Consider the following 20,777-nt stretch of genomic DNA (forward strand, 5'->3'; position numbering starts at 1 on the left):
ATGGCTACAGTAAATAAAAATTTATCAACATACGATAAAGCTACAATCCCAAATGTGAAAGATTTTCGATTTGGGATTGTTGTTTCTGAATGGAATGAGAACATCACAGAAGGATTGTGTGAAGGTGCTATTTCTGCATTGAAAGAAAACGGCGTTACGGAAAAAAATATCATCCGTTGGAATGTGCCTGGAAGTTATGAATTGGTGTTTGGAGCTAAGCATATGCAAAAGACGCTAAATGTGGATGCAATTATTGCTATAGGAAGTGTTATACAAGGAGAAACGAAACATTTCGATTTTGTATGTAGTGCAACTGCGCAAGGAATTAAGGATTTAAACGTACAATCTGATATTCCAGTGATCTTTTGTGTATTGTCAGATAATACATTGCAGCAAGCGATTGATCGTTCTGGAGGAAAACACGGTAATAAAGGTGTAGAAGCAGCGATAGCAGCGATTAAAATGGCTGAGTTGCGTACGTTTTAATTAGGAGTTAAACATTCAGAATAGTTCTGAATCAAAATATAGAAACCGTTTAGAAAAAAAATCTAAACGGTTTTTTATGTTTTTAAATTTAATTAAAACTATTCTTCTTCATTAGAAGTTTCAGGGAGCTCAAAGAAACTAAATACAGAACCGCCATAGCTTTTTGAAAAGCTAAAGTTAGCTACATGTTCCAGTTTGGTTTCTTTTGCGTGTTCAATAATTAAAAAACCATCTTCCAAAAGTAAATCTCTTTCGAAAACCGTTGTTGCAATTTTTTCAAATTGTTCCGTTGTAAAGGCGTACGGAGGATCTGCAAAGACAATATCAGATTTTAGATGTGCTTTGTCTAGAAACTTATATACGTCGCTTTTAATCGCAGTAATGTCTATATCTAATTGTGCTGCTGTTTTTTTAATAAAGCTAACGCAACTATAGTTGCCATCCACAGCAGTAATACGTTCAGTGCCACGAGAAGCAAATTCATAACTAATATTTCCAGTGCCAGCAAACAAGTCCAATACGCTAATTTCATGGAAATAATAATGATTGTTTAGAATATTAAAAAGAGATTCTTTTGCTAAGTCAGTAGTAGGACGAACAGGCAGTTTTTTAGGTGCTTGCAAACGTCTTCCTTTGTGTTTTCCTGAAATAATTCGCATCTAAAAATTGGTTAATAAGGTGAAGTCTTGATGAGTTTTTGGTGTTGAAACACTTTCGTGAAAGCTAAATGTGTATTGTTTGTCTAAAAACTCAACATGACGTACGTATGTATAAGTAACGGTATATAACACATCGCTCTTTTCAATAGCTCCTAAAAAGTATAATTTCAATGTGTTGGTGTTTAATTGTAATTGCTCAATCGTAAATAACAGGTAATAAATAAAATCTACGGAAGAAGTGTATTCAAAAGAATTATAAAATAATAGTTTCTTTTGTTGAATAACTATAATTTCAAAATGTTCTTTTTGTACATGAACATATACAGTTGCTTCTTCACTAGAATTTGCTATTTGAAAAATATTTTCTAACAAAATAGTAGCAAAATGTTTGTAATGAAACGCGCCATATTTCTCAAAAAACAAGTTATTAATATTTACATACGGAATATATACATTGACCATGTCATTATTTGTAATAACATCAAAGGTCATGTAATCGTTTGGTAAAATTTTATTGTTATATTTTAGGTAATCTGCTAGATTTTTATCTGAAAATAAAGGTTTGGGAACAAAGGTCGAAAGTATATTTATATGACTAACAGTAACCGCTTCAAAAGATTGATCAAGTAGGGTAGCTTCTTGTTCAAAAATGCAGATGATTTCTTTTTCTAACTGTAGTGGATTGGTTACATCTTCAAAAGGAAAATGATGCAACGCAATGATTTCATTATCAACGGTATGTAGTATACAAAAAGAAAGTCCATTCAGTGAAATCTGAATGGACAACTTTTTAAATTTTGTTTGATCAATATTATTTTTTCTTTTTGTCATCTGCAATTTCATAGCTAGTTGGCCAGTTACCGCTATCACTTACTTTGTCTAATGATCCAACAGAAATTTCAGATCCATCAATCTCGTCAACAGAAACAACTCTCTTTTCTTGTTTTAGTAAGTCTTTGTCTAAATCGTGTAATACGATGTCTTTCGCAACAGAAACTTTAAAAACAGGTGCGATATAGTTATTGATTTCAACAGAATCAACTTTCATTACAAATGTTTCTTTATCATTTGAAGCATAGGGAACAAACTTCATTTTCTTGTGGCGGTTATCCTTGAAAAGTGAATCTCTAACAGGTCTGAATCCTAATGTGTCTACAATAACAGTATCTCTTTGCTTGTCAATTTTGTATGTTTTGTCGAAATATACGTAGCTTGAGTCTCTTTTCTCAACAATTGCAAATTCTGCATTATCTACAAAACTCTCTAAATCAGCAAAAGTATTGGCATACTTTCCAGTAATTGTTTTATGAGCCGATTGTGCATCTCTAATATCTTTTAAGTTATCAATAACAGCTGAATAACGCTTAATTTTTTCTTTCTTAAACTTTACAGGAGCCATAATTGAAGCGTAAATTTGGTATCCAAAAAATACAGAGGCTGCCAAAAATACAATAGAGAAAATAGATCTTAACTTTCTAGGAATCAGTTTCTCAATTAAAAATAAAAGTCCAATAGCTACAATAAGAGCAATAACTAATATTAATGGTGTTTTCCATGTTTCAAATGAACCTGGTTCTACCACTTCATTATCCTGAGCAACAGCCAATGTTGGAACCAGTAAGAAAGCGATTACGAATGATAAGACTAAATTGAATTTTTGTTTTATGTGTTTCATCTCTATTAAGGATAGTTTTGTTTTAAAGAACATCAATATACGCAAATCTACAATTTTTTTTTAATGGTAAAAGTATTTGTCCAAAAAAAGCATGTTATATTTATAAAAAATTAAATGATGCTAAATCATTCGATTTACTTTTCTATTTTCGCTTTCAATCTTCTGCTAAAAGACGATAATAGCTATGCTTATGGATGCAACTACATTTTATAAATTATTGAAAAGCAAATTTCCGCACGAAGTTACTTTTAAACAAGATGTAGTTTTACACAAACTTTGCGAGTTTATTTTTGGAAATGATAAGGATGCATTATTCTTGTTAAAAGGATATGCAGGAACTGGAAAAACAACCACAATAGGAACCTTAGTTACCCATTTGTGGCATACCAAAAAGAAATCCGTTTTATTAGCGCCTACAGGACGTGCCGCGAAAGTGATTAGTAATTATTCCAAACGAGAAGCACATACAATTCACCGAAAAATATATTTTCCAAAAAAAGACAAAGGCGGTGGCGTAAGCTTTATTTTGCAGCCAAATAAGCATCGCGATACTATTTTTATTGTGGATGAAGCCTCTATGATTCCAGATGCTCCGAGTGATTCTAAACTCTTTGAAAATGGCTCATTACTGGATGATTTGATGATGTATGTGTATGCTGGCCATAATTGTAAACTAATTTTAATTGGAGATACAGCACAGTTACCACCGGTAAAACTAGACATTAGTCCAGCACTTGATGAACGTACGTTGGAATTGAATTATGATAAAAATGTAACACTCATTGAACTTGACGAGGTAGTACGACAAGATGCAGACTCAGGAATTTTAGTCAATGCGACTAATTTGCGCGAACAATTACACGACGAATTTTATGCAGAATACAAATTTCAACTAGATAGCTTTCCAGATATAGTACGTTTGATTGACGGATATGAAATTCAAGAAGCCATAAGCGAATCTTATTCCGATAGTGGGAAAGAAGAAATGGCTATCATAGTACGCTCCAACAAAAGAGCGAATATTTACAATCAACAAATACGCAGTCGCATCTTGTTTAATGAACACGAATTGGCTTCTGGCGATTACTTAATGGTTGTGAAAAACAATTACTTCTGGTTACCCGCAACTTCTGAAGCAGGATTCATCGCTAATGGAGACATCATAGAAGTACTAGAAATTTTTGCTATCAAAGAATTGTATGGTTTCCGTTTTGCAGAAGTGAAAATTAGAATGGTCGATTATCCAAACATGAAACCTTTGGAAACTGTTTTGTTATTAGATACGATTCATGCAGAAACTCCAGCGCTATCCTACGAAGATGGAAATCGTTTGTATCAAGAAGTCATGAACGATTATGCCGATGAAACATCCAAGTACAAGAAATTCTTAAAAGTAAAAGGCAATAAATATTTCAATGCGCTGCAGGTAAAATTCAGTTATGCCATTACGTGTCACAAATCACAAGGAGGACAATGGAAAACCGTTTTTATAGAACAACCGTACTTACCAAATGGTGTTGGAAAAGAATACATGCGTTGGCTATATACTGCCATGACACGCGCCAAGGAGAAATTATATTTGATAGGTTTTCCTGATGACTTTTTTGTTTCGTGATGAAAAACAGTGAATTGTGTTTTGGAAAGGAAAATAGGAATAACTAAATTTTCTTACTTTTAAAAACAAACAACCAAAACCACATACCCTATGCATACTTTATACTACAAACCTTCAGGAAAGGCAAATTCAATTAGTTTTTTATACCTTCTTTTAGCAATTTGTATTGCGGTGCCAATTTTAGCTTTGGCATATACCTATGCAATTTTATACATTCCAATCATATACTTAAATATTCTTTGTGTAGTTGGAATTGCTTTTGGATTAGCCTTTGTGGCAAGTTTTGTTATAGGATTGGGGAAAGTGCGAAACACAATGATTGCTTTCCTTTTTGGATTAATTATCGGGATTGCTAGCTTGTACTTTAGTTGGGTGATTTGGATATATGATCATATAAATGCTTCTGCCTTTAATAATGTATCTCACTTAGAACTATTGCAAGACCCATTTGGATTGTGGCACGTAACTTGGCAAATCAACAATGTAGGAACTTGGGCAATTGGACGAAGCGCTAGCGCTAATATTTCCGGTACAATGTTAACTGTTGTTTGGATTTTAGAAGCCGCTGCGATGATTTACCACCGATATTTTTTGCCTACTCAAAAGCTCGTGAACCGTATTTAGAAGATGATAATGCTTGGGCAGATACAACCAAGATTGGTCCTTTTGAATTTATTGAGGATAAAGAGACATTGAAAAAACAACTAGAAACTAAAAATTATCAATCATTACTTGAAATGAAACCTGTTAGTGATGAAAATGATAGTTCTCATGGAATTTTGACTTTACATCACAATAAAAAGAGGACACATGGAAAAGAGTTTTATCTAAGTGTAATCAATATGAAAGAACGTATTGATAAAAAAGGAAACGTAACGTATGACGAAACATCATTAATTCAATTCATCCGTATTCCACAAGAAATAGGACAACAACTTATTGCTAAAATTGAGACTTCTATTCAAGTGCCAATTATTGATAATCAATGACATTTGAAGTATTTTTAAAATAATCTGTATCTTCAATTTACGATCATTTAAAATAATTGTATTTTTAACCAAAATTATGTGATGTTTTCTATTACATAATTTTGGGTTTAACATCTTAAAATTTCTTCCTTTTGAAAATAATCGCAATGATTCCCGCACGATATGCAGCTTCTCGATTTCCGGGAAAGCTCATGCAAGATTTACACGGAAAAACTGTAATTACCAGAACGTATGAAGCTACAGTTGCTACAGGACTTTTTGAAGAAGTTTATGTGGTAACAGATAGCGATGTTATTCGGGAAGAAATTAGTAAAAGCGGTGGAAACGTGATCATGAGCAAAAAGCAGCATGAATCTGGAAGCGATCGTATAGCTGAAGCTGTGGAAGATGTAGAAGCAGATATTGTAATCAACGTGCAAGGCGATGAACCTTTTACCGAAAAAGCAAGCTTGGAAAAGGTGATCAATGTATTTTATGAGGATCCTGAAAAAGAAATTGATCTCGCATCTTTAATGGTTGAAATTACCGATTGGGATGAAATTAGCAATCCAAACACGGTAAAAGTGATTGTAGATCAACGCAATTTTGCACTATATTTTTCGCGTTCACCCATTCCATTTCCTAGAGATAAAAATGCAGGAGCAAAATATTACAAGCACAAAGGAATTTATGCTTTCCGTAAACAAGCATTGCTTGATTTTACGCAATTACCCATGAAAATGTTAGAAGCGACCGAAAAAATAGAATGCATTCGTTATTTAGAATTCGGTAAAAAAATAAAAATGGTCACCACAACTGTGGAAGGTGTAGAAATTGATACGCCAGAAGATTTAGAACGTGCCAAAAAAATATGGAAGTAATGAAGTATGACAATGTAAAAGTCATTGCGTTTGACGCAGATGATACACTTTGGGTAAACGAAACGTATTTTAGAGAAGCAGAACACAAATTTGCAAAACTATTATCAGCATACGAGACTGAAAACAAAATTGATCAGGAGTTGTTTAAAATGGAGATGAAAAATCTCTCTATTTACGGATACGGAATCAAAGGTTTTGTATTGTCAATGGTAGAAAGTGCAATAGAGTTGTCAAACGGAAAGATTTCCAACAAAGTACTTTCAGAAATTCTTGAAATTGGTAAAGAAATGATTTCCATGCCAGTAGAATTGTTAGATGGAATAGAAGAAGTATTAGAAGTCTTGAGCAAAAAGTACCGACTTTTAGTATTAACCAAAGGTGATTTACTCGATCAAGAACGCAAGCTTGAAAAATCTGGCTTGACTAAATATTTTCATCATGTAGAAGTGATGAGTGATAAAAAAGAAAAAAATTACAGTGATTTATTGGAACATCTTGAAATTGATGTGAACGAATTTTTAATGATTGGAAACTCGTTACGTTCAGATGTATTGCCAATTATCAACATAGGAGGAAAGGCAATTCATGTACCATTTCATACGACTTGGCAGCACGAAGAAGTTTCTCCAAATGAAGAATCTGACGAATATGATGTCGTAAAAAGCATTACTGAAGTGTTAAACTATTTGTAATGGAGAAGTTAAATATAGAAACTTGGAATCGAAGACAACACTTTGAGTTTTTCAATACGTTTCAAGATCCGTTTTTTGCGGTTACAGCGCCAATGGACGTAACAAAAGCGCACGATTTTGCAAAAGCTTCAGGAAATAGTTTTTTTGCGGTGTATTTGCACGATTGTATGAAAGCAATCAATGCGGTTGAACCGTTTCGCTATCGTATTGAAAATGATAATGAAGTAGTAATTCATGATAAAATTCACGCTTCAGCAACGATTATTCGACCAGATAATACCTTTGGTTTTTCTTTTATTGATTATGATGAAGATTTTGAAGTTTTCAAAGAAAATATAGCCAAAGAAAAGGAACGTATTTTAAATACTGATGACTTGTTTCCGCCCAAAAATACAGAAGATTGTGTATTTGCTTCTGCATTGCCTTGGGTACATTTTACAGGACATAAGGAACCATTTCATGGAAAAAAAGAATCTGTTCCAAGATTTGCTTTCAGTAAAATGGAAGTTGTGGATAATAAAAAAATAATGACAGTTTCAGTTTCAGTAAATCATGCTTTGATGGATGGCTAGCATGTTGGACAGTTAACCGAAAATTTTCAAGAATATTTACTAAATCACGAAATAAGCTAACGTAATATTTATGTTTACACTATCTAAAATAACTAACTATGCAGTATAAAAACTTTCCAATGGTTCCCAGGGTAATCTTCGGAAGAGGAAGTTTTAACCAGATACAGGAAATTTTAACACCAAAACGAGTGAATACCAAAGCGCCGTTTATCTTTTTGGTAGATGATGTTTTTGAAAACAATCCTTGGTTGATTGACAGGATTCCACTTCGTTTTTTAGATCAAATTATCTTCGTTTCTGCGGAAGAAGAACCCAAGACTTCACAAGTTGATGCGTTGGTGGCAGAACTAAAGTCACGCTTTACTGAAAATCCATCTGGAATTATCGGAATTGGAGGAGGAACATTACTAGATATGGCAAAAGCCGTAGCAATTATGCTAACTAACGAAGGAAGTGCAGCCGATTATCAAGGTTGGGATTTGGTGAGCAATGAAGCTGTATATCATGTAGGAATTCCAACAATCTCAGGAACTGGAGCCGAAGTATCGCGTACAACAGTATTAACAGGTCCAGAAAAGAAATTGGGAATCAACTCAGATTTTACACCTTTTGATCAAGTAGTTTTAGATCCTGAATTGACACGTGGAGTTCCGCAAAATCAGTGGTTTTATACAGGAATGGACTGTTATATTCACTGTATAGAATCGCTTACAGGAACCTATTTGAACGCATTTAGCCAAAGTTACGGTGAAAAGGCATTGGAATTGTGTCGTAATGTATTTTTAGAGAAAAATGTCCGCGATGAAGATTCAGAAGATAAACTGATGATGGCTTCTTGGCATGGTGGAATGAGCATTGCCTATTCGCAAGTTGGTGTTGCGCATGCCATGAGTTACGGACTTTCCTATTTATTAGGAACCAAGCACGGAATTGGGAACTGTATTGTATTCAATCACTTAGAAGAATTTTATCCACAAGGTGTCTCAGAATTCAAAAAAATGGTGCGAAAGCATGATATTGATATTCCAAAAGGCGTTTGTAAGGATTTAAGCGATAAAGAATTGGATAAAATGATCGATATTGCGTTGATGTTAGTTCCTCTTTGGGAAAATGCTTTGGGTAAAAACTGGCAAGAAATCATTACACGTGAAAAGTTGAAAGCTATGTATCAGAAAATGTAGTTTCGACTTTGTTCAGCTAGGTTTTTTGATCGCTTCGCTTTTGGATCGCTTCGCGTGTGATGTTAGAATGCTTTTTTATTCATAATTAAGTGTTTTCTATACTTCACTTCGAGTGGCAAATCTCCGATTCGTTGTGTCGAGAAGTACTATTAAACAAAGAAGATTCAATAAAAATTGCTATTCAAAAAAGTATTCTTCCATCGTTTGAATGTCTAAGCAACCAGCTTTTCCATTTTTGATAATTTTATAAAAATTACCTGTTTTAGCTTCGAGTAATTCATACTGTGGTTTTTTCTGTTTTGGAAAAATACCAACTTTATCATTTTTATAAAAAAGAATAAATCCATTGTTGTCAATATGAATAGCGTCAAATTTTATAGGGAGTTCTTCTTTGGTTTTTATTGTTTCTGATGCTCTGTGAACAATTTGTTTTTGTGAAGTCTTAGTATTTGATACTGTATGTGCTTGAGAAGTTGAGTTTACCATAGAATATGTATACGAACGAATTCCGTATTTTTCTCCATTTTTGATTTTTAAGTATTTGGGATATGTACTTTATTTGCTTACATTTTTGTTATAATCGGAAGTCGTATCATTATTTAAAAAGCTTAGCTGATACTTATTTTTAATATCTGAAAAAATAAACTCTTTACTTTCTGTAGATTTTGAAGCCATACCTTCATGAGTAATAAAAACGCCATGATGATACCTGCGGTTAAGATCGTGAGTTATTTCATAGTTATAAACATCAATTTTAGGGATAATTGTTTTTATAAATTTTGAATCTGATATCTTTCCTAAGTGATTGTAATATGCAGGACCTTGAGAGGTAAGTATTTCTAGCTCTTCATTATTTAGATATACTTTTTTAACGTCTGGAATTTCTATTTTTTGCAACAGAATTGTGTATATAGAAAATTCATCGTCTTTTTTACCAACAATATAATAGTCGTTATGTATAATGGTATCAAAACTTGTTTGTAAAAGGTCCTTTTTAAAGTAATCATACACATGGTATTGCTCTCTAGAATCCTTCTTTATCTTGTATATAAAATCTACTGAAAGTTCTTCAAAAAGGTCAAGATAGTCAGTATGAGTGGTATTTTTTGGAGTTGGAAGCACACCTAAAATTGAAGCTTCTTCAAAAAATATTTTCACTCTATCAAACAAAGGAATAGCTACAAATATGGCATCAATATCATCAATAAGTACGACCATTTGCTTGCCATTACCGAAATCAATAATCAAAGTGTATAATAAATAAGCGTCTGTAAGTTGTGAAGCCGGAGCATTTTTGTCAGGAATGCTCATGTGTATTTGATCAATAAATTCAATTTCTTCATAAGTAACAGTTCCATTTTCTTTAAAGCGTAATGTGTTTTCTTGATTTCCCTCCGAATCTTCCATGGATAAATACCAATCAGACTGTAACCACATATCATACGTACTTGGGTGAATTTCATCTATAAATATGGTTTCGTAATGATCATCTTTGATGTTTTGTAATGTATACAAATCATCATCTTCAGTGTCAATAACCTTTTGATAAAAACCTTCATCATCCTCTTCAAAATAGAGTTCTATAAACTTATAACTGTCTGTGCCAGTTTGTTGATAGAAATAAAAACTTCCGTCATCATCAAAGCCAACTATATCAATATTAGGTAATTGTATGCTATGTTGTGCATTACAGTGAAAACAACATAGAAAAATAAAAAGCACCTTGAGAAAAATAACTTTTGTGTAATTCATTGGTTTTTAATTTGTGGCCAAAATAATTTACAAAAACATTATAGAGAACAAAGAATATGTAAACATACCTTTTGAGTGAGTAAACTCGTATTTTATTTAATAATTGGATTAAATGCTAATTAAGTAGTTCAATCCTTGAAACTTCACTAACTTTACAACCAATTGAAAAGCCTTAATTAATTTTTTAAATTCCCCCAAATATTATGCGAGCAATCTATAAATTTATATACTTCAAACTCATGGGTTGGAAGATCAGAGGTTCATTTTCTAAAGATGTAAAAAAGTATATCATAGCGGTTGTTCCGCATACAAGTTGGCACGATTTCTACGTTGGACTCATGATTCGTAGTATTACCAAAACTAAGATTAATTATGTTGGTAAAAAAGAGTTATTCCGTTTTCCATTTGGATGGTATTTCCGTTGGACAGGCGGCGCGCCAATTGATAGAACGCCTGGGCAAAACAAAGTACAAGCCATTGCATCGGTGTTTAAAGGAAAAGAAGAGTTTAGACTTACACTAGCACCAGAAGGAACACGTAAATTGGTCACTGAACTTCGTACAGGTTTTTATTATATCGCCAAAGAAGCCAAAGTGCCCATTACCTTGGTAGCTTTTGATTTTGGAAAGAAAGAGGTTAAGATTGACAAACTCTTTTATCCAACAGACGATATGAAAGCAGATTTTGCATATATCTACAAATTCTTTGAAGGTGTTGTTGGAAAAATTCCTGAAAAAAGTTTTGGCTACAAAGGCTAATGATGTTCCCAAGAAGATTCGTCGTCTTTATTACTTGGCGACAATCCTAAAACTTCTCCGCTTGTAGTAACGCCTAAACCTAAAACGGTACGATTGGCATAATTGAAATAAGAAACCACTTGATTTACTTCTAAGATTTCACCATCGTCATAATCGAAACTGCGAATTTCATCAATGTCTTCACGAGTTAAATCTGCCGCAGTGAAGGTCAACTTTTGAGCATAATTAACCAAAACCATTTCTTTTTTCGATAGTATACTGGCTAAAGAATTGTTTTCAATATGTTGTTTGATGGCATCTGCTTTAGCATCATCGTTTAAAAAACGTTTCATGCCAGCAAAGTGATGTTCGTAACAATAATCACATTTATTTATAAAACTTGTATACGTACCTAGCAATTCTAGAAACCAATTTGGGAATGTATTACTTGCGTGATGTAAAGTGTTTTTATACAAACTTACATGTCCAGTCAATGTATGCGGACGCAAACTGTGAATGCCCAATACATTATCAATTTGATTGTTTGGACCTTTTATTTTGTTGTAAATCGATTTGAGTTTTCCAGTAGCTTTATCAAAAGGAATAATGTGTATCCAGCTCATGAATTATATTTTAAGTCTTTTAAGTTTCTGTTCTTTTGGCTTTTCTTTTTCCTGTCCAAGTGCACCTGGAAATGACAAGTTGGTACTTGAATAAATAGTTCCAAACGTATAATTGGGATTATATACTTGCGAAACAGCATCAATAACTTGTACTTCCGAAAGTTCTTTTAACGGATGAATGAATACTGACCAAAGAATATCATCAGAAATGGCATACTTTACATCTAAAGCTGTATGAAAGTTTGCGGTTAAGCAGTTTTTCAAGATGGTTTCATCAATATTTGCAACCTCTGTGATTGGAGAAATAATACGCATTCGATTATTGTTTTCGTCTGTCAAACAAATAAACAGTTTACCGTTAATGGCAAAACGCCAATTTTCAGCTTGTCCTTGAGTGGTATCAGAATGCTTTGTTAATAATTCTCCTAGTTTTGAATTGTTCATATTTTGGGCAGAAAGTCCACTGAAACTTAATATAAAAACAGTAATCAACAATAGTTTTTTCATTAGGATCGGTTTTAAGATATAAGATTCAGTCGAACGAAAGTATAAAAACAAACAGATAAATAGGAGTTTTGCATTGAAAAAGATAGATTTTGTGTACACTAATCTAACAGACTTTAAAGTTATTTGGTTTGAACAATGTGATCATTTTATGTTTACCTAACTGTAGGTGTTCTTAAGAAATTTTCACGTAAGTATTTGATTTTTTGTGTGTTTTTTGTAATTTGATGGTAATCAAATTTTTAGTTCCCCAAATTTGATTGAATTTTAAATAATAATTTCTCTTCCTGTACTGCTTTTAAACCATTGCAAATGTCATTTTCAATGTGTGTTGACGCCTCACAATTATGAAAAATGGTGGAAATGAAAGCAAGCACCAAGTAAAACTAAAAACAATTCCGAGCTTTAATTATATTCAGTAATTGCGTAGTGAGTAGAGTACCAACCTTGTTCAACCTAAAGAACAGAAATAACCAAAAAACCATGAAAAAAGTAATTAAAAATCTATCACTGATCACTCTTGTGCTCTCTTTTTTATTAATTGGCTGTGCAACAGACCAAGATGATTCAAATTCAGATGCCGAAAATACAGTAAAATCTAAATTGCCTCATATTGAAACGGATTGGGTAGAAATTGGATATATAAAAGATGGTATGCCAGTTATTACATTTGATACCAAGAAAGCACTGAAAACCTTAAGTGCAAATATGAAAAAATATGGAGGTGTTAATGAAACGTACACAAGTGTGTATGTTGTAAGTTCTGATGATGGATATAATTTATTGTTCCAAGGCGATACTTACAGTACATCATTTTTTGTAACCACTGTAAAGACGCCAGCAAAACTGGCTACATCAGGAGTTTCATCGGTATTAGTAGCGGCGAGGAGAATAACATGTACAACTTCTGATTGCGCACATGAATCTACAGGATGTGCAGTGAAATATGATCATGATAATCATGACTTGCCATATTGCTCACCTTGTAATAATGGAGGGAAATGTACAAAAACAGATATAAGCAACAGTGATGTAGCAGTTAACGTATTTTAAAAAATAAACGTTTTATATCAACTAATTTGAAAAGATAAAATCATAAAGCAGAAGAATAGAATTTGTATTTTATTTTTCTGCTTTTTTATGTGTATTATTTATTCGTCAATTAAAATTTCTAACAATCGGATTGCTGCGTCACTAATTTTTGTTCCGGGACCAAATACAGCTACAGCGCCAGCTTCAAATAAGAATTCATAATCTTGATGTGGAATTACTCCACCAACAATAACCATAATATCTTCACGACCGTATTTTTTTAATTCAGCAATTACTTGCGGAACTAAGGTTTTATGTCCAGCAGCTAAAGAAGAAACTCCTAAAATGTGGACATCGTTTTCCATGGCTTGTTTAGCAGCTTCTGCAGGTGTTTGAAACAATGGTCCAATATCTACATCAAAACCAACATCTGCATAACCTGTAGCAACCACTTTAGCGCCACGGTCATGTCCATCTTGTCCCATCTTAGCAATCATAATACGTGGTTGGCGACCTTCCATTTCTGCGAATTTGGCAGCCATTTCTTTTGCTTTTTGGAACGAACTATCGTCTTTTATTTCTTTGCTATACACACCTGAAAATGATTTAATTTGTGCTTTGTATCTGCCGAAAACGCTTTCCATTGCATCTGAGATTTCTCCCAAAGTTGCACGTTTACGAGCTGCATCTACTGCTAAAGCCAATAAATTTTCTTCGCCAGAACTAGCTGCATCTGTTAGTTTTTGTAAAGCTTCTGTAACTTCAGCAGTATTTCTATTTTTCTTCAATTCGTCCAAACGAGCCAATTGTGAATTACGAACCGTTTGGTTGTCTACTTCTAATATGTGTAAAGGATCTTCCTTTTTAAGTCTATATTTATTTACACCAACAATTACATCTTGTCCAGAATCAATACGCGCTTGTTTACGCGCCGCAGCTTCTTCGATACGCATTTTCGGAATTCCTGCTTCAATGGCTTTGGTCATTCCACCTAATTCTTCTACTTCTTCAATCAATTGCATGGCTTTGTTTGCAATTTCATGTGTCAATTTTTCCACGTAATAACTTCCTGCCCAAGGATCAACCGTTTTGGTGATTTTGGTTTCTTCTTGCAAGTATATTTGTGTGTTACGCGCTATTCGTGCAGAAAAATCAGTTGGCAACGCAATGGCTTCATCCAAGGCATTAGTATGCAAACTTTGTGTACCACCAAATGCAGCAGCTGCCGCTTCAATACAGGTTCGTGCCACGTTATTAAACGGATCTTGTTCTGTAAGACTCCATCCACTAGTTTGACAATGTGTACGTAAGGATAATGATTTTGGATTCTTCGGATTGAATTGTTTTACCAATTTTGCCCATAACATACGTGCCGCTCGCATCTTTGCAATTTCCATAAAATGATTCATTCCAATTGCCCAGAAAAAAGATAGGCGAGGAGCAAAAGTGTCAATGTCCATTCCTGCAGCCAGTCCTTTACGAATATACTCTAAACCATCTGCTAAGGTATAAGCTAGCTCAATATCGCAAGTTGCTCCAGCTTCTTGCATGTGATATCCAGAAATACTGATACTGTTAAATTTCGGCATGTTTGCAGACGTATATTCAAAAATATCAGAAATGATTTTCATCGATGGTGTAGGTGGGTAAATGTACGTGTTACGCACCATGAATTCTTTTAAAATGTCATTTTGAATAGTTCCAGCCAATTGCGCAGGATTTACACCTTGTTCTTCTGCTGCAACAATATAAAACGCCATGATTGGTAAAACGGCACCATTCATGGTCATAGAAACGGACATTTTATCTAGTGGAATCTGATCGAAAAGAATTTTCATATCTTCTACAGAATCGATGGCAACACCTGTTTTTCCAACATCACCAACCACGCGCTCATGATCACTATCGTATCCGCGATGTGTTGCTAAATCGAATGCTACAGACAATCCTTTTTGTCCTGCTGCTAAGTTTCTTCTGTAAAACGCATTACTTTCTTCTGCTGTAGAAAATCCAGCATATTGACGAATAGTCCAAGGTCTACGAACATACATGGTAGAATATGGACCGCGAAGGTTTGGCGCAATCCCGGCTACAAAATCTAGATGGGTTACATCGTCAAGATCTTCTTTGCTGTACGACGATTTTACTTCAATATCTTCTGCTGTTGTAAATGAAGCAGTAGTTTTGGGTTTTTCAAACGTTTTCGTAACGTTGTCAAGTGTAATATGTTGAAGATTTTTTCTGCTCATTTTATAATCTGATTTTTTGTACGTATGAATCAAAGTCATACGCATCTTTAGAATTGAAGCCTAACACAAACGTTTTTCCTTTTTGGTTTGCTACGTAATAGTAACTGTAAATTTGTGCATCTTCACCCGTTAATAAATCGGTTCCTTTGTACAAAAAGATGGCTCTAAAAATTCGGTCTCTTCCTTTTTTGATGATTCCAGCTCTGCTAAATGAGCTTTCTAAACCAAGCACTCTTCCCATTCTTTTGTGTTGTTGATTGAGTAATCTCAATATTTCTTGCGACATGGTTTGATCAATTTTGATGTAGGGAATTGTCGAAAAAGTAACATCGATATTTAAATCTTCACTTCTCATAACATACGACTTTTCAGGGCCATATTTCATGTTTAGGTAGCGAGCGCGTTCCATTTGTTTTATTCTATCATCTTCAATGGTATTGATAAAATCTTTGTATTCAGTTAGCGAAAATAATTTTACTTTTTTAGGAACAAAAAGGTAGATGTTTTCGCTTTCTATGTGTATGTATTTCCCATCTACGTCATTAAATGGAATTTTTTTGTCTTTATCAATCTCGCCACATTGAATGAAGAAAAAACTAAGGATGAGTATGTATATAGATCTATTCATTGTCAAGTCGTTCTTTTTCTAGTTTTGAAGCCAATCGTTTTGCCATAATAGGTTCTAATAATACCTTTCTAGCTTCTTTTTTTGCAAAAGGAGTAATTTCCAAATCGTGTTTCATACGATCATCAGGATTTGGGTATATATTGGTTCCTAGCAACACTTCTTTTCCTACATCAAATAGCGCTTGTTCTTTTGCTGCACTTTCTTTGATTTTGCGTTGAATAGTTCCTACTTTTAGCTGATGTAGAAATCCGCCATTAGCTTCAATATCTTTGAAAAGTGTCAATGCTTTTTCGGCTAATTGCTGTGTGATACTTTCAATATAGTACGAACCTTCTGTTGGATTGTCGGTTTTATCAAAATAACTTTCGTCTTTTAAAATACGCAGTTGATTTCTTGAAATACGATCGCCAAATTCATTAGCATGATGATACAATGCATCATACGGAAGATTGTACACAACATCAGCGCCACCTAACACAGCACTCATGCATTCGGTCGTTGTTCGTAACATATTCACATTATATTCATATAACGTTTTATTACGTGTTGAAGGTGAGGCAATAATTGTACAAGCAGTTTGCACATTGTATTCTTTTGATAAAACATTCCATAATTGGCGCAAGGCTCTCAATTTAGAAATTTCAAAGAAATAGTGTGTGCCGACAGTGACTTTAAAAGTAATTGTATTTGAAATATTTTCACCGTAGTGATTCAAATACTCATTCGCATGTGCCAAGGCATACGCCAATTGTTGTACCATGGTAGCACCTGCATTTTGATACACATCCAAACGCACAGTAAGCACGCTTTTAAAACTATCAAACTTTAAAATTTGTGCTAAGGCTTCATGGTCTTTCGTAAGATTCTCAAACCAATTTCCTGTGGAAGCTAAATTTCCAATCAAATCAACTCCAATCGTGATACTTGCAGCAGTAGCTTTCGCGAAAGCGTGAATATCTGAACAATAAGAAACTGATAAAAAGTCCATCTCTATATGAATAGGAATGGTTTGCACATCAATATCCGCTAAGGTTTCCGTGATAGCAATGTTTTCATTCGAAATGGATAACACCACACTTTCTGCACCTCTTTTCAACACGTCTTTAATTGTAGCATTTGCTTCGCTGGCATTTGTGACTTTGATATATTGCGCTAATTTCCATGCTGTTGTTTTCGTAGGAATGGCTTGTGTAGTTCCAAAGTTTTCACTGTGGTAAAAAGGTGTAATATCAATACCTTCATGAGTTGCTGTAACTAAGGTTTCATTGTAATCAGCACCTTTTAAATCGACTTGTATTTTTTGTTTCCATTGTGCTGCCGAAACAGCATCAAATTCGTGAAATAATGATTTACTCATTGGTTGATGTTTTTAGGCTATCTTCATATTCTATGATATAGATTTCTTCATTTTCTTTCTTCATGAAATAGCGTTCGCGAGCGAATTTTTCAAGTTCTTCCATATTTGAAAAATTCTTGATACTAATTCGATCTTTTTTGATAGCGCGTTGCAAGTTTGCTTTCTGTTCTTCTAAAAGTTCAATTTGTTTGTTAAGTTCTCTATGTGTTGAAAACCAAGAGTTTGCGTCTAAAAACAGCATCCATACAATAAATATGGCTGAGATAATGATGTATATATTTTTGAACTTTTCTAATTTCATATTCAAATGCGCGGCACTCTAAGTTTCTGTGTGTAAATGTACTAAATATTAGGCTAATCGTTCACTAATAATTGTACGAACGATATCTACAGCTACTGTGTTGTATCTATTATTCGGAATGATAATATCAGCAAACTCTTTTGTAGGTTCAATAAACTGCTCGTGCATAGGTTTCAAAGTGGTTTGATACCTTGATAATACTTCGTCAATATCGCGTCCACGTTGTGTAATATCACGCTTTATTCTTCGGATTAAACGTTCGTCAGAATCGGCATGTACGAAAATCTTAATATCAAACATGTCGCGTAGCTCAGGATTTGTTAGAATCAAAATACCTTCTACAATCATTACTTTTCTAGGTAAAGTATGTATAGTATCTCCTGTACGATTGTGTTTTACAAACGAATATACAGGTTGGTGAATTGGACTTCCTTTCTTAAGTACATTTAAGTGTTCACAAATTAAATCAAAATCAATAGATCGTGGATGATCAAAGTTAATTTTAGTTCGCGCTTCGTAGCTTAAATGTGAAGTATCATTATAATATGAATCTTGCGATATGATTCCAACTTCATTTTCTGGAAGTTGTTTGATAATTTCATTTACAACTGTGGTTTTTCCACTTCCTGTTCCGCCGCCAATACCGATGATGAGCATAAATGTTCTTTTTTTTATTGTGGGACAAAATTAAGTAAATTATCCATGAGATTTATTTTAAAAAAATAAATTGTTTTTGCTTTTCTGTTTCGATAAAAGTCCTATATTTGCAATCCAATTTTAGATAACACATTCGGGGTGTAGCGTAGCCCGGTTATCGCGCCGCGTTTGGGACGCGGAGGTCGCAGGTTCGAATCCTGCCACCCCGACAAATAAAAAGTCTTGCATTTGCAGGACTTTTTTTATGGAATATGTTGTGAGCTCGCTCAAAAAAATATATTCCATAAAAAAAGGATTCATGAGGGTAGCTAATCAAGACTTAGTATTTGCAACATTCCCTTACTCAGGATCACTCAGTAATCCTAACTTTTCGAAATTAGAGCTCATTCAACATTTCGACTTCACTTAATTTGTCGCGTATTCAAGAAAGTAGTATTTACATGATGGCAAAACATTTTCTGCTTGGAACGCTTCTGCACATAAATTATGGTATCAAAGTTCCCTTTTAGTAATTATATACAGTTTCAGTTATATTTGTGTAAAACACTAACTAACTAACTAAAACTACGCATGAATTCACGATTGTTACTCTATACTTTTATGATTGCTACTTTTTTTGCTTGTGGAGAAAAAGAAAAGAAAGCAGATACAACTACTTCTGAAAAGACAAGTACAACTACTGATACTTCTTTGAATAAAGAAAAGGAAGCAAGTACTAAAATCGAAAAAGCACTATCTCTTGATGATAAAATCAAAATGATAAAGACCAATTTTTCAGCTGTTGAAAATCAGCTCTCTGCACTAGATAAGAAGGTGTCAAATGAAGATGTAGGAGGAGGTTTTATTGGAAATGAAGCATATTTTGATAATGGAATACCTCAAAAAGTAAAACATGGAAATTATGGTGAACACGGTTCCATATCACATACTTTTTATTTAAAGGACAACAACCTGTTTTTTGTGTTTGAAGAAAAATTTAGTGAAGCTTCCATGCGTGGTCCATATACTAAGAAAGAAAAGCGCTATTATATTCATGATGGAAAATTAATTAGAGTGTTGGAAAAAGAAAAAACAGTCAAGTCGTCAGGAGAAATAGATATGTCTCATACTCAAAATGTAGACGTAACGGATCAATGGAAATCTAAGCAACATATAGTTTATGAATTTGAAAAAATACTACGTGAAACAGCTTCAAACTTAGTAGCAAAGAAAGCAATTGGATTAAATAATGGGCGTTGGATTAGTACAGACGATTCAAAATCTGGTGTGGAAATTAAAGATGGAAAGTTTATCATGTTTTACAAAGGAATAGAAACTAGTCCAAGTAGTATTTTTAATTATACGTTGACTGAAAAAGACGGAGTAGAGTATCTAAATCTGAAAAATGGTACTGGAGAAGATATGATTTACGGATTGTTGGAATATTCAGATGAAAGTATGGTACTGAGTTATTTAGATCGAGGAAGTACATTAACTTATCGCAAAGAAAAGTAGGCAATGACATACCAAGGCACACAAACTTTACAAAAAAGGGGAAGCTATTATCATTTGGAAGTCGCTGCTGCTGTTGTTAATCAATGGGAAAACAAACGAGCTACAAGGCTGATTTGTACGATTGATGATCATGTAGTACTGCGCTGTGGCTTGAATCATTTGGGAAATGGAGATTTTTACATTATGCTTGCAAAACGATATATTAAACAAATTGGGAAAGAGGCAGGCGAAAACATTTCATACAAACTAGAAGTGGATCCCAATCCACTTGGTGTTGACATTCCAGAAGTATTGGAAGTGTTTTTGGCACAAGATCCAGATGGACAAGCCATTTTTGATAAACTCACCGATGGAAGAAAACGCACTTTAATTTTTAGTGTTTTACGTATAAAAAATGTAGATAAACAAGTAGAAACTATTCTAAAATTTTTACAAGCAGAACACGAAAAACAACGTGCCAAGAGAAGTAACTGGTAGCAAAACACCGATTATGAACACACATATTCATATATGACCGAATTTACAAAACGTTACCAACAATTAACTGATGAAGAATTGTTCGACATCTTAGCAATTGCTTTAAATTATCAAGCTATTGCAGTAGAAACAGCTAAAAAAGAACTACTAGCTCGTGGAGTGTAAATTTTCAGATAAAAGTGGACTAGTTAAAGGATATTAATATAGGAGAGTTTAATATCTTCAAAGCATGCTTTG

The 20,777-nt window shown here is 33.8% G+C and carries 25 protein-coding genes and 1 tRNA gene; 14 read left to right on the forward strand and 12 right to left on the reverse strand.

Translation table 11 applies throughout. The annotated features are described in order from the left end of the window. The gene (ribH, locus tag MK119_RS12630) at window positions 1-486 is read left to right on the forward strand and encodes a 6,7-dimethyl-8-ribityllumazine synthase (RefSeq protein ID WP_290679295.1); all 486 of its coding nucleotides are present in this window, start codon (window positions 1-3) and stop codon (window positions 484-486) included. A 98-nt stretch (window positions 487-584) separates the two neighbouring features. On the opposite strand, the gene MK119_RS12635 is transcribed toward ribH, so the two are convergent. From MK119_RS12635 to MK119_RS12645, 3 genes are read right to left on the reverse strand one after another with little or no spacing between them, the layout of a single operon-like run. Next, window positions 585-1,145, reverse strand: coding sequence for an RsmD family RNA methyltransferase (locus MK119_RS12635; protein ID WP_290679297.1), 561 nt, complete (start codon window positions 1,143-1,145; stop codon window positions 585-587). Next, the gene (locus MK119_RS12640; protein WP_290679298.1) at window positions 1,146-1,976 is read right to left on the reverse strand and encodes a DUF3822 family protein; all 831 of its coding nucleotides are present in this window, start codon (window positions 1,974-1,976) and stop codon (window positions 1,146-1,148) included. Further along, window positions 1,957-2,820: a hypothetical protein gene (locus MK119_RS12645; RefSeq protein ID WP_290679300.1), complete on the reverse strand. Its 864-nt coding sequence runs from the start codon at window positions 2,818-2,820 to the stop codon at window positions 1,957-1,959. The genes MK119_RS12640 and MK119_RS12645 overlap by 20 nt, the downstream gene beginning before the upstream one ends. Before the next feature lie 190 nt (window positions 2,821-3,010). On the opposite strand from MK119_RS12645, the gene MK119_RS12650 reads away from it, so the two are divergent. The 7 genes from MK119_RS12650 to MK119_RS12680 all read left to right on the forward strand — a co-directional run bounded on the left by MK119_RS12650 (window position 3,011) and on the right by MK119_RS12680 (window position 8,729). Next, window positions 3,011-4,435 carry an ATP-dependent RecD-like DNA helicase gene (locus MK119_RS12650; RefSeq protein WP_290679303.1) on the forward strand — a complete coding sequence of 475 codons (1,425 nt, stop codon included), beginning with the start codon at window positions 3,011-3,013 and terminating at the stop codon, window positions 4,433-4,435. A gap of 90 nt (window positions 4,436-4,525) precedes the next feature. Further along, window positions 4,526-5,059: a hypothetical protein gene (locus MK119_RS12655; protein WP_290679306.1), complete on the forward strand. Its 534-nt coding sequence runs from the start codon at window positions 4,526-4,528 to the stop codon at window positions 5,057-5,059. A 68-nt stretch (window positions 5,060-5,127) separates the two neighbouring features. After that, on the forward strand, window positions 5,128-5,424 hold the full coding sequence (locus MK119_RS12660) for a hypothetical protein (protein ID WP_290679309.1): 297 nt from the start codon (window positions 5,128-5,130) through the stop codon (window positions 5,422-5,424). Window positions 5,425-5,570: 146 nt separating this feature from the next. Next, entirely contained in the window at window positions 5,571-6,284 is a 714-nt protein-coding gene (kdsB, locus tag MK119_RS12665) for a 3-deoxy-manno-octulosonate cytidylyltransferase (RefSeq protein WP_290679312.1), read from the forward strand. Continuing rightward, a complete protein-coding gene (locus tag MK119_RS12670; protein WP_290679315.1) occupies window positions 6,275-6,976 on the forward strand; it encodes an HAD family hydrolase in 702 nt (233 codons plus the stop codon). Before kdsB ends, MK119_RS12670 begins: the two co-directional genes overlap by 10 nt. Beyond that, the gene (locus tag MK119_RS12675; protein WP_290679317.1) at window positions 6,976-7,548 is read left to right on the forward strand and encodes a CatA-like O-acetyltransferase; all 573 of its coding nucleotides are present in this window, start codon (window positions 6,976-6,978) and stop codon (window positions 7,546-7,548) included. Before MK119_RS12670 ends, MK119_RS12675 begins: the two co-directional genes overlap by 1 nt. A gap of 98 nt (window positions 7,549-7,646) precedes the next feature. Continuing rightward, window positions 7,647-8,729: an iron-containing alcohol dehydrogenase family protein gene (locus tag MK119_RS12680; RefSeq protein ID WP_290679319.1), complete on the forward strand. Its 1,083-nt coding sequence runs from the start codon at window positions 7,647-7,649 to the stop codon at window positions 8,727-8,729. A gap of 177 nt (window positions 8,730-8,906) precedes the next feature. Here MK119_RS12680 and MK119_RS12685 read toward each other — a convergent pair whose 3' ends face one another. Together MK119_RS12685 and MK119_RS12690 are read right to left on the reverse strand one after the other, a co-directional pair. Next, a complete protein-coding gene (locus MK119_RS12685; protein WP_290679322.1) occupies window positions 8,907-9,215 on the reverse strand; it encodes a hypothetical protein in 309 nt (102 codons plus the stop codon). Between the two features lie 69 nt (window positions 9,216-9,284). Then, on the reverse strand, window positions 9,285-10,481 hold the full coding sequence (locus MK119_RS12690; RefSeq protein WP_290679325.1) for a hypothetical protein: 1,197 nt from the start codon (window positions 10,479-10,481) through the stop codon (window positions 9,285-9,287). A gap of 203 nt (window positions 10,482-10,684) precedes the next feature. Here MK119_RS12690 and MK119_RS12695 point away from each other — a divergent pair, with 203 nt between their 5' ends. After that, the gene (locus tag MK119_RS12695) at window positions 10,685-11,239 is read left to right on the forward strand and encodes a 1-acyl-sn-glycerol-3-phosphate acyltransferase (protein ID WP_290679328.1); all 555 of its coding nucleotides are present in this window, start codon (window positions 10,685-10,687) and stop codon (window positions 11,237-11,239) included. Here the strand turns inward: MK119_RS12695 and MK119_RS12700 are convergent. Both MK119_RS12700 and MK119_RS12705 read right to left on the reverse strand, forming a co-directional pair. After that, window positions 11,236-11,841 carry a peroxidase-related enzyme gene (locus tag MK119_RS12700; RefSeq protein WP_290679331.1) on the reverse strand — a complete coding sequence of 202 codons (606 nt, stop codon included), beginning with the start codon at window positions 11,839-11,841 and terminating at the stop codon, window positions 11,236-11,238. The genes MK119_RS12695 and MK119_RS12700 overlap by 4 nt on opposite strands. Before the next feature lie 3 nt (window positions 11,842-11,844). Then, complete coding sequence (locus MK119_RS12705) at window positions 11,845-12,348, reverse strand: hypothetical protein (protein ID WP_290679334.1); 504 nt, start codon at window positions 12,346-12,348, stop codon at window positions 11,845-11,847. A gap of 480 nt (window positions 12,349-12,828) precedes the next feature. Between MK119_RS12705 and MK119_RS12710 the strand changes: the two genes are divergently transcribed. Then, window positions 12,829-13,398, forward strand: coding sequence for a hypothetical protein (locus tag MK119_RS12710; protein ID WP_290679337.1), 570 nt, complete (start codon window positions 12,829-12,831; stop codon window positions 13,396-13,398). A gap of 98 nt (window positions 13,399-13,496) precedes the next feature. Here the strand turns inward: MK119_RS12710 and scpA are convergent, their stop codons facing one another. From scpA to udk, 5 genes are read right to left on the reverse strand one after another with little or no spacing between them, the layout of a single operon-like run. Then, a complete protein-coding gene (scpA, locus tag MK119_RS12715) occupies window positions 13,497-15,626 on the reverse strand; it encodes a methylmalonyl-CoA mutase (protein WP_290679340.1) in 2,130 nt (709 codons plus the stop codon). Between the two features lies 1 nt (window position 15,627). Further along, a complete protein-coding gene (locus MK119_RS12720) occupies window positions 15,628-16,254 on the reverse strand; it encodes a hypothetical protein (protein ID WP_290679343.1) in 627 nt (208 codons plus the stop codon). Then, entirely contained in the window at window positions 16,247-17,611 is a 1,365-nt protein-coding gene (locus MK119_RS12725; RefSeq protein WP_290679346.1) for a methylmalonyl-CoA mutase subunit beta, read from the reverse strand. Before MK119_RS12725 ends, MK119_RS12720 begins: the two co-directional genes overlap by 8 nt. Next, the gene (locus tag MK119_RS12730; RefSeq protein WP_290679349.1) at window positions 17,604-17,912 is read right to left on the reverse strand and encodes a septum formation initiator family protein; all 309 of its coding nucleotides are present in this window, start codon (window positions 17,910-17,912) and stop codon (window positions 17,604-17,606) included. Before MK119_RS12730 ends, MK119_RS12725 begins: the two co-directional genes overlap by 8 nt. Window positions 17,913-17,960: 48 nt before the next feature. Continuing rightward, window positions 17,961-18,569, reverse strand: a complete 609-nt coding sequence (gene udk, locus MK119_RS12735; protein WP_290679352.1) for a uridine kinase — start codon at window positions 18,567-18,569, stop codon at window positions 17,961-17,963. Between the two features lie 134 nt (window positions 18,570-18,703). Between udk and MK119_RS12740 the strand changes: the two genes are divergently transcribed. From MK119_RS12740 to MK119_RS12755, 4 genes are all read left to right on the forward strand, one after another. Then, window positions 18,704-18,778 (forward strand) — tRNA-Pro (locus MK119_RS12740). Window positions 18,779-19,139: 361 nt separating this feature from the next. Beyond that, window positions 19,140-20,063: a hypothetical protein gene (locus MK119_RS12745; protein WP_290679355.1), complete on the forward strand. Its 924-nt coding sequence runs from the start codon at window positions 19,140-19,142 to the stop codon at window positions 20,061-20,063. A gap of 3 nt (window positions 20,064-20,066) precedes the next feature. Then, on the forward strand, window positions 20,067-20,540 hold the full coding sequence (locus tag MK119_RS12750) for a DUF1905 domain-containing protein (RefSeq protein WP_290679358.1): 474 nt from the start codon (window positions 20,067-20,069) through the stop codon (window positions 20,538-20,540). A gap of 33 nt (window positions 20,541-20,573) precedes the next feature. Continuing rightward, window positions 20,574-20,705 (forward strand): hypothetical protein, encoded by a 132-nt coding sequence (locus tag MK119_RS12755; protein ID WP_290679361.1) that lies wholly within the window; start codon window positions 20,574-20,576, stop codon window positions 20,703-20,705. The last annotated feature ends 72 nt before the right edge of the window (window positions 20,706-20,777 follow it).

Source organism: Kordia sp. (assembly GCF_022447245.1).
Lineage (GTDB): Bacteria > Bacteroidota > Bacteroidia > Flavobacteriales > Flavobacteriaceae > Kordia.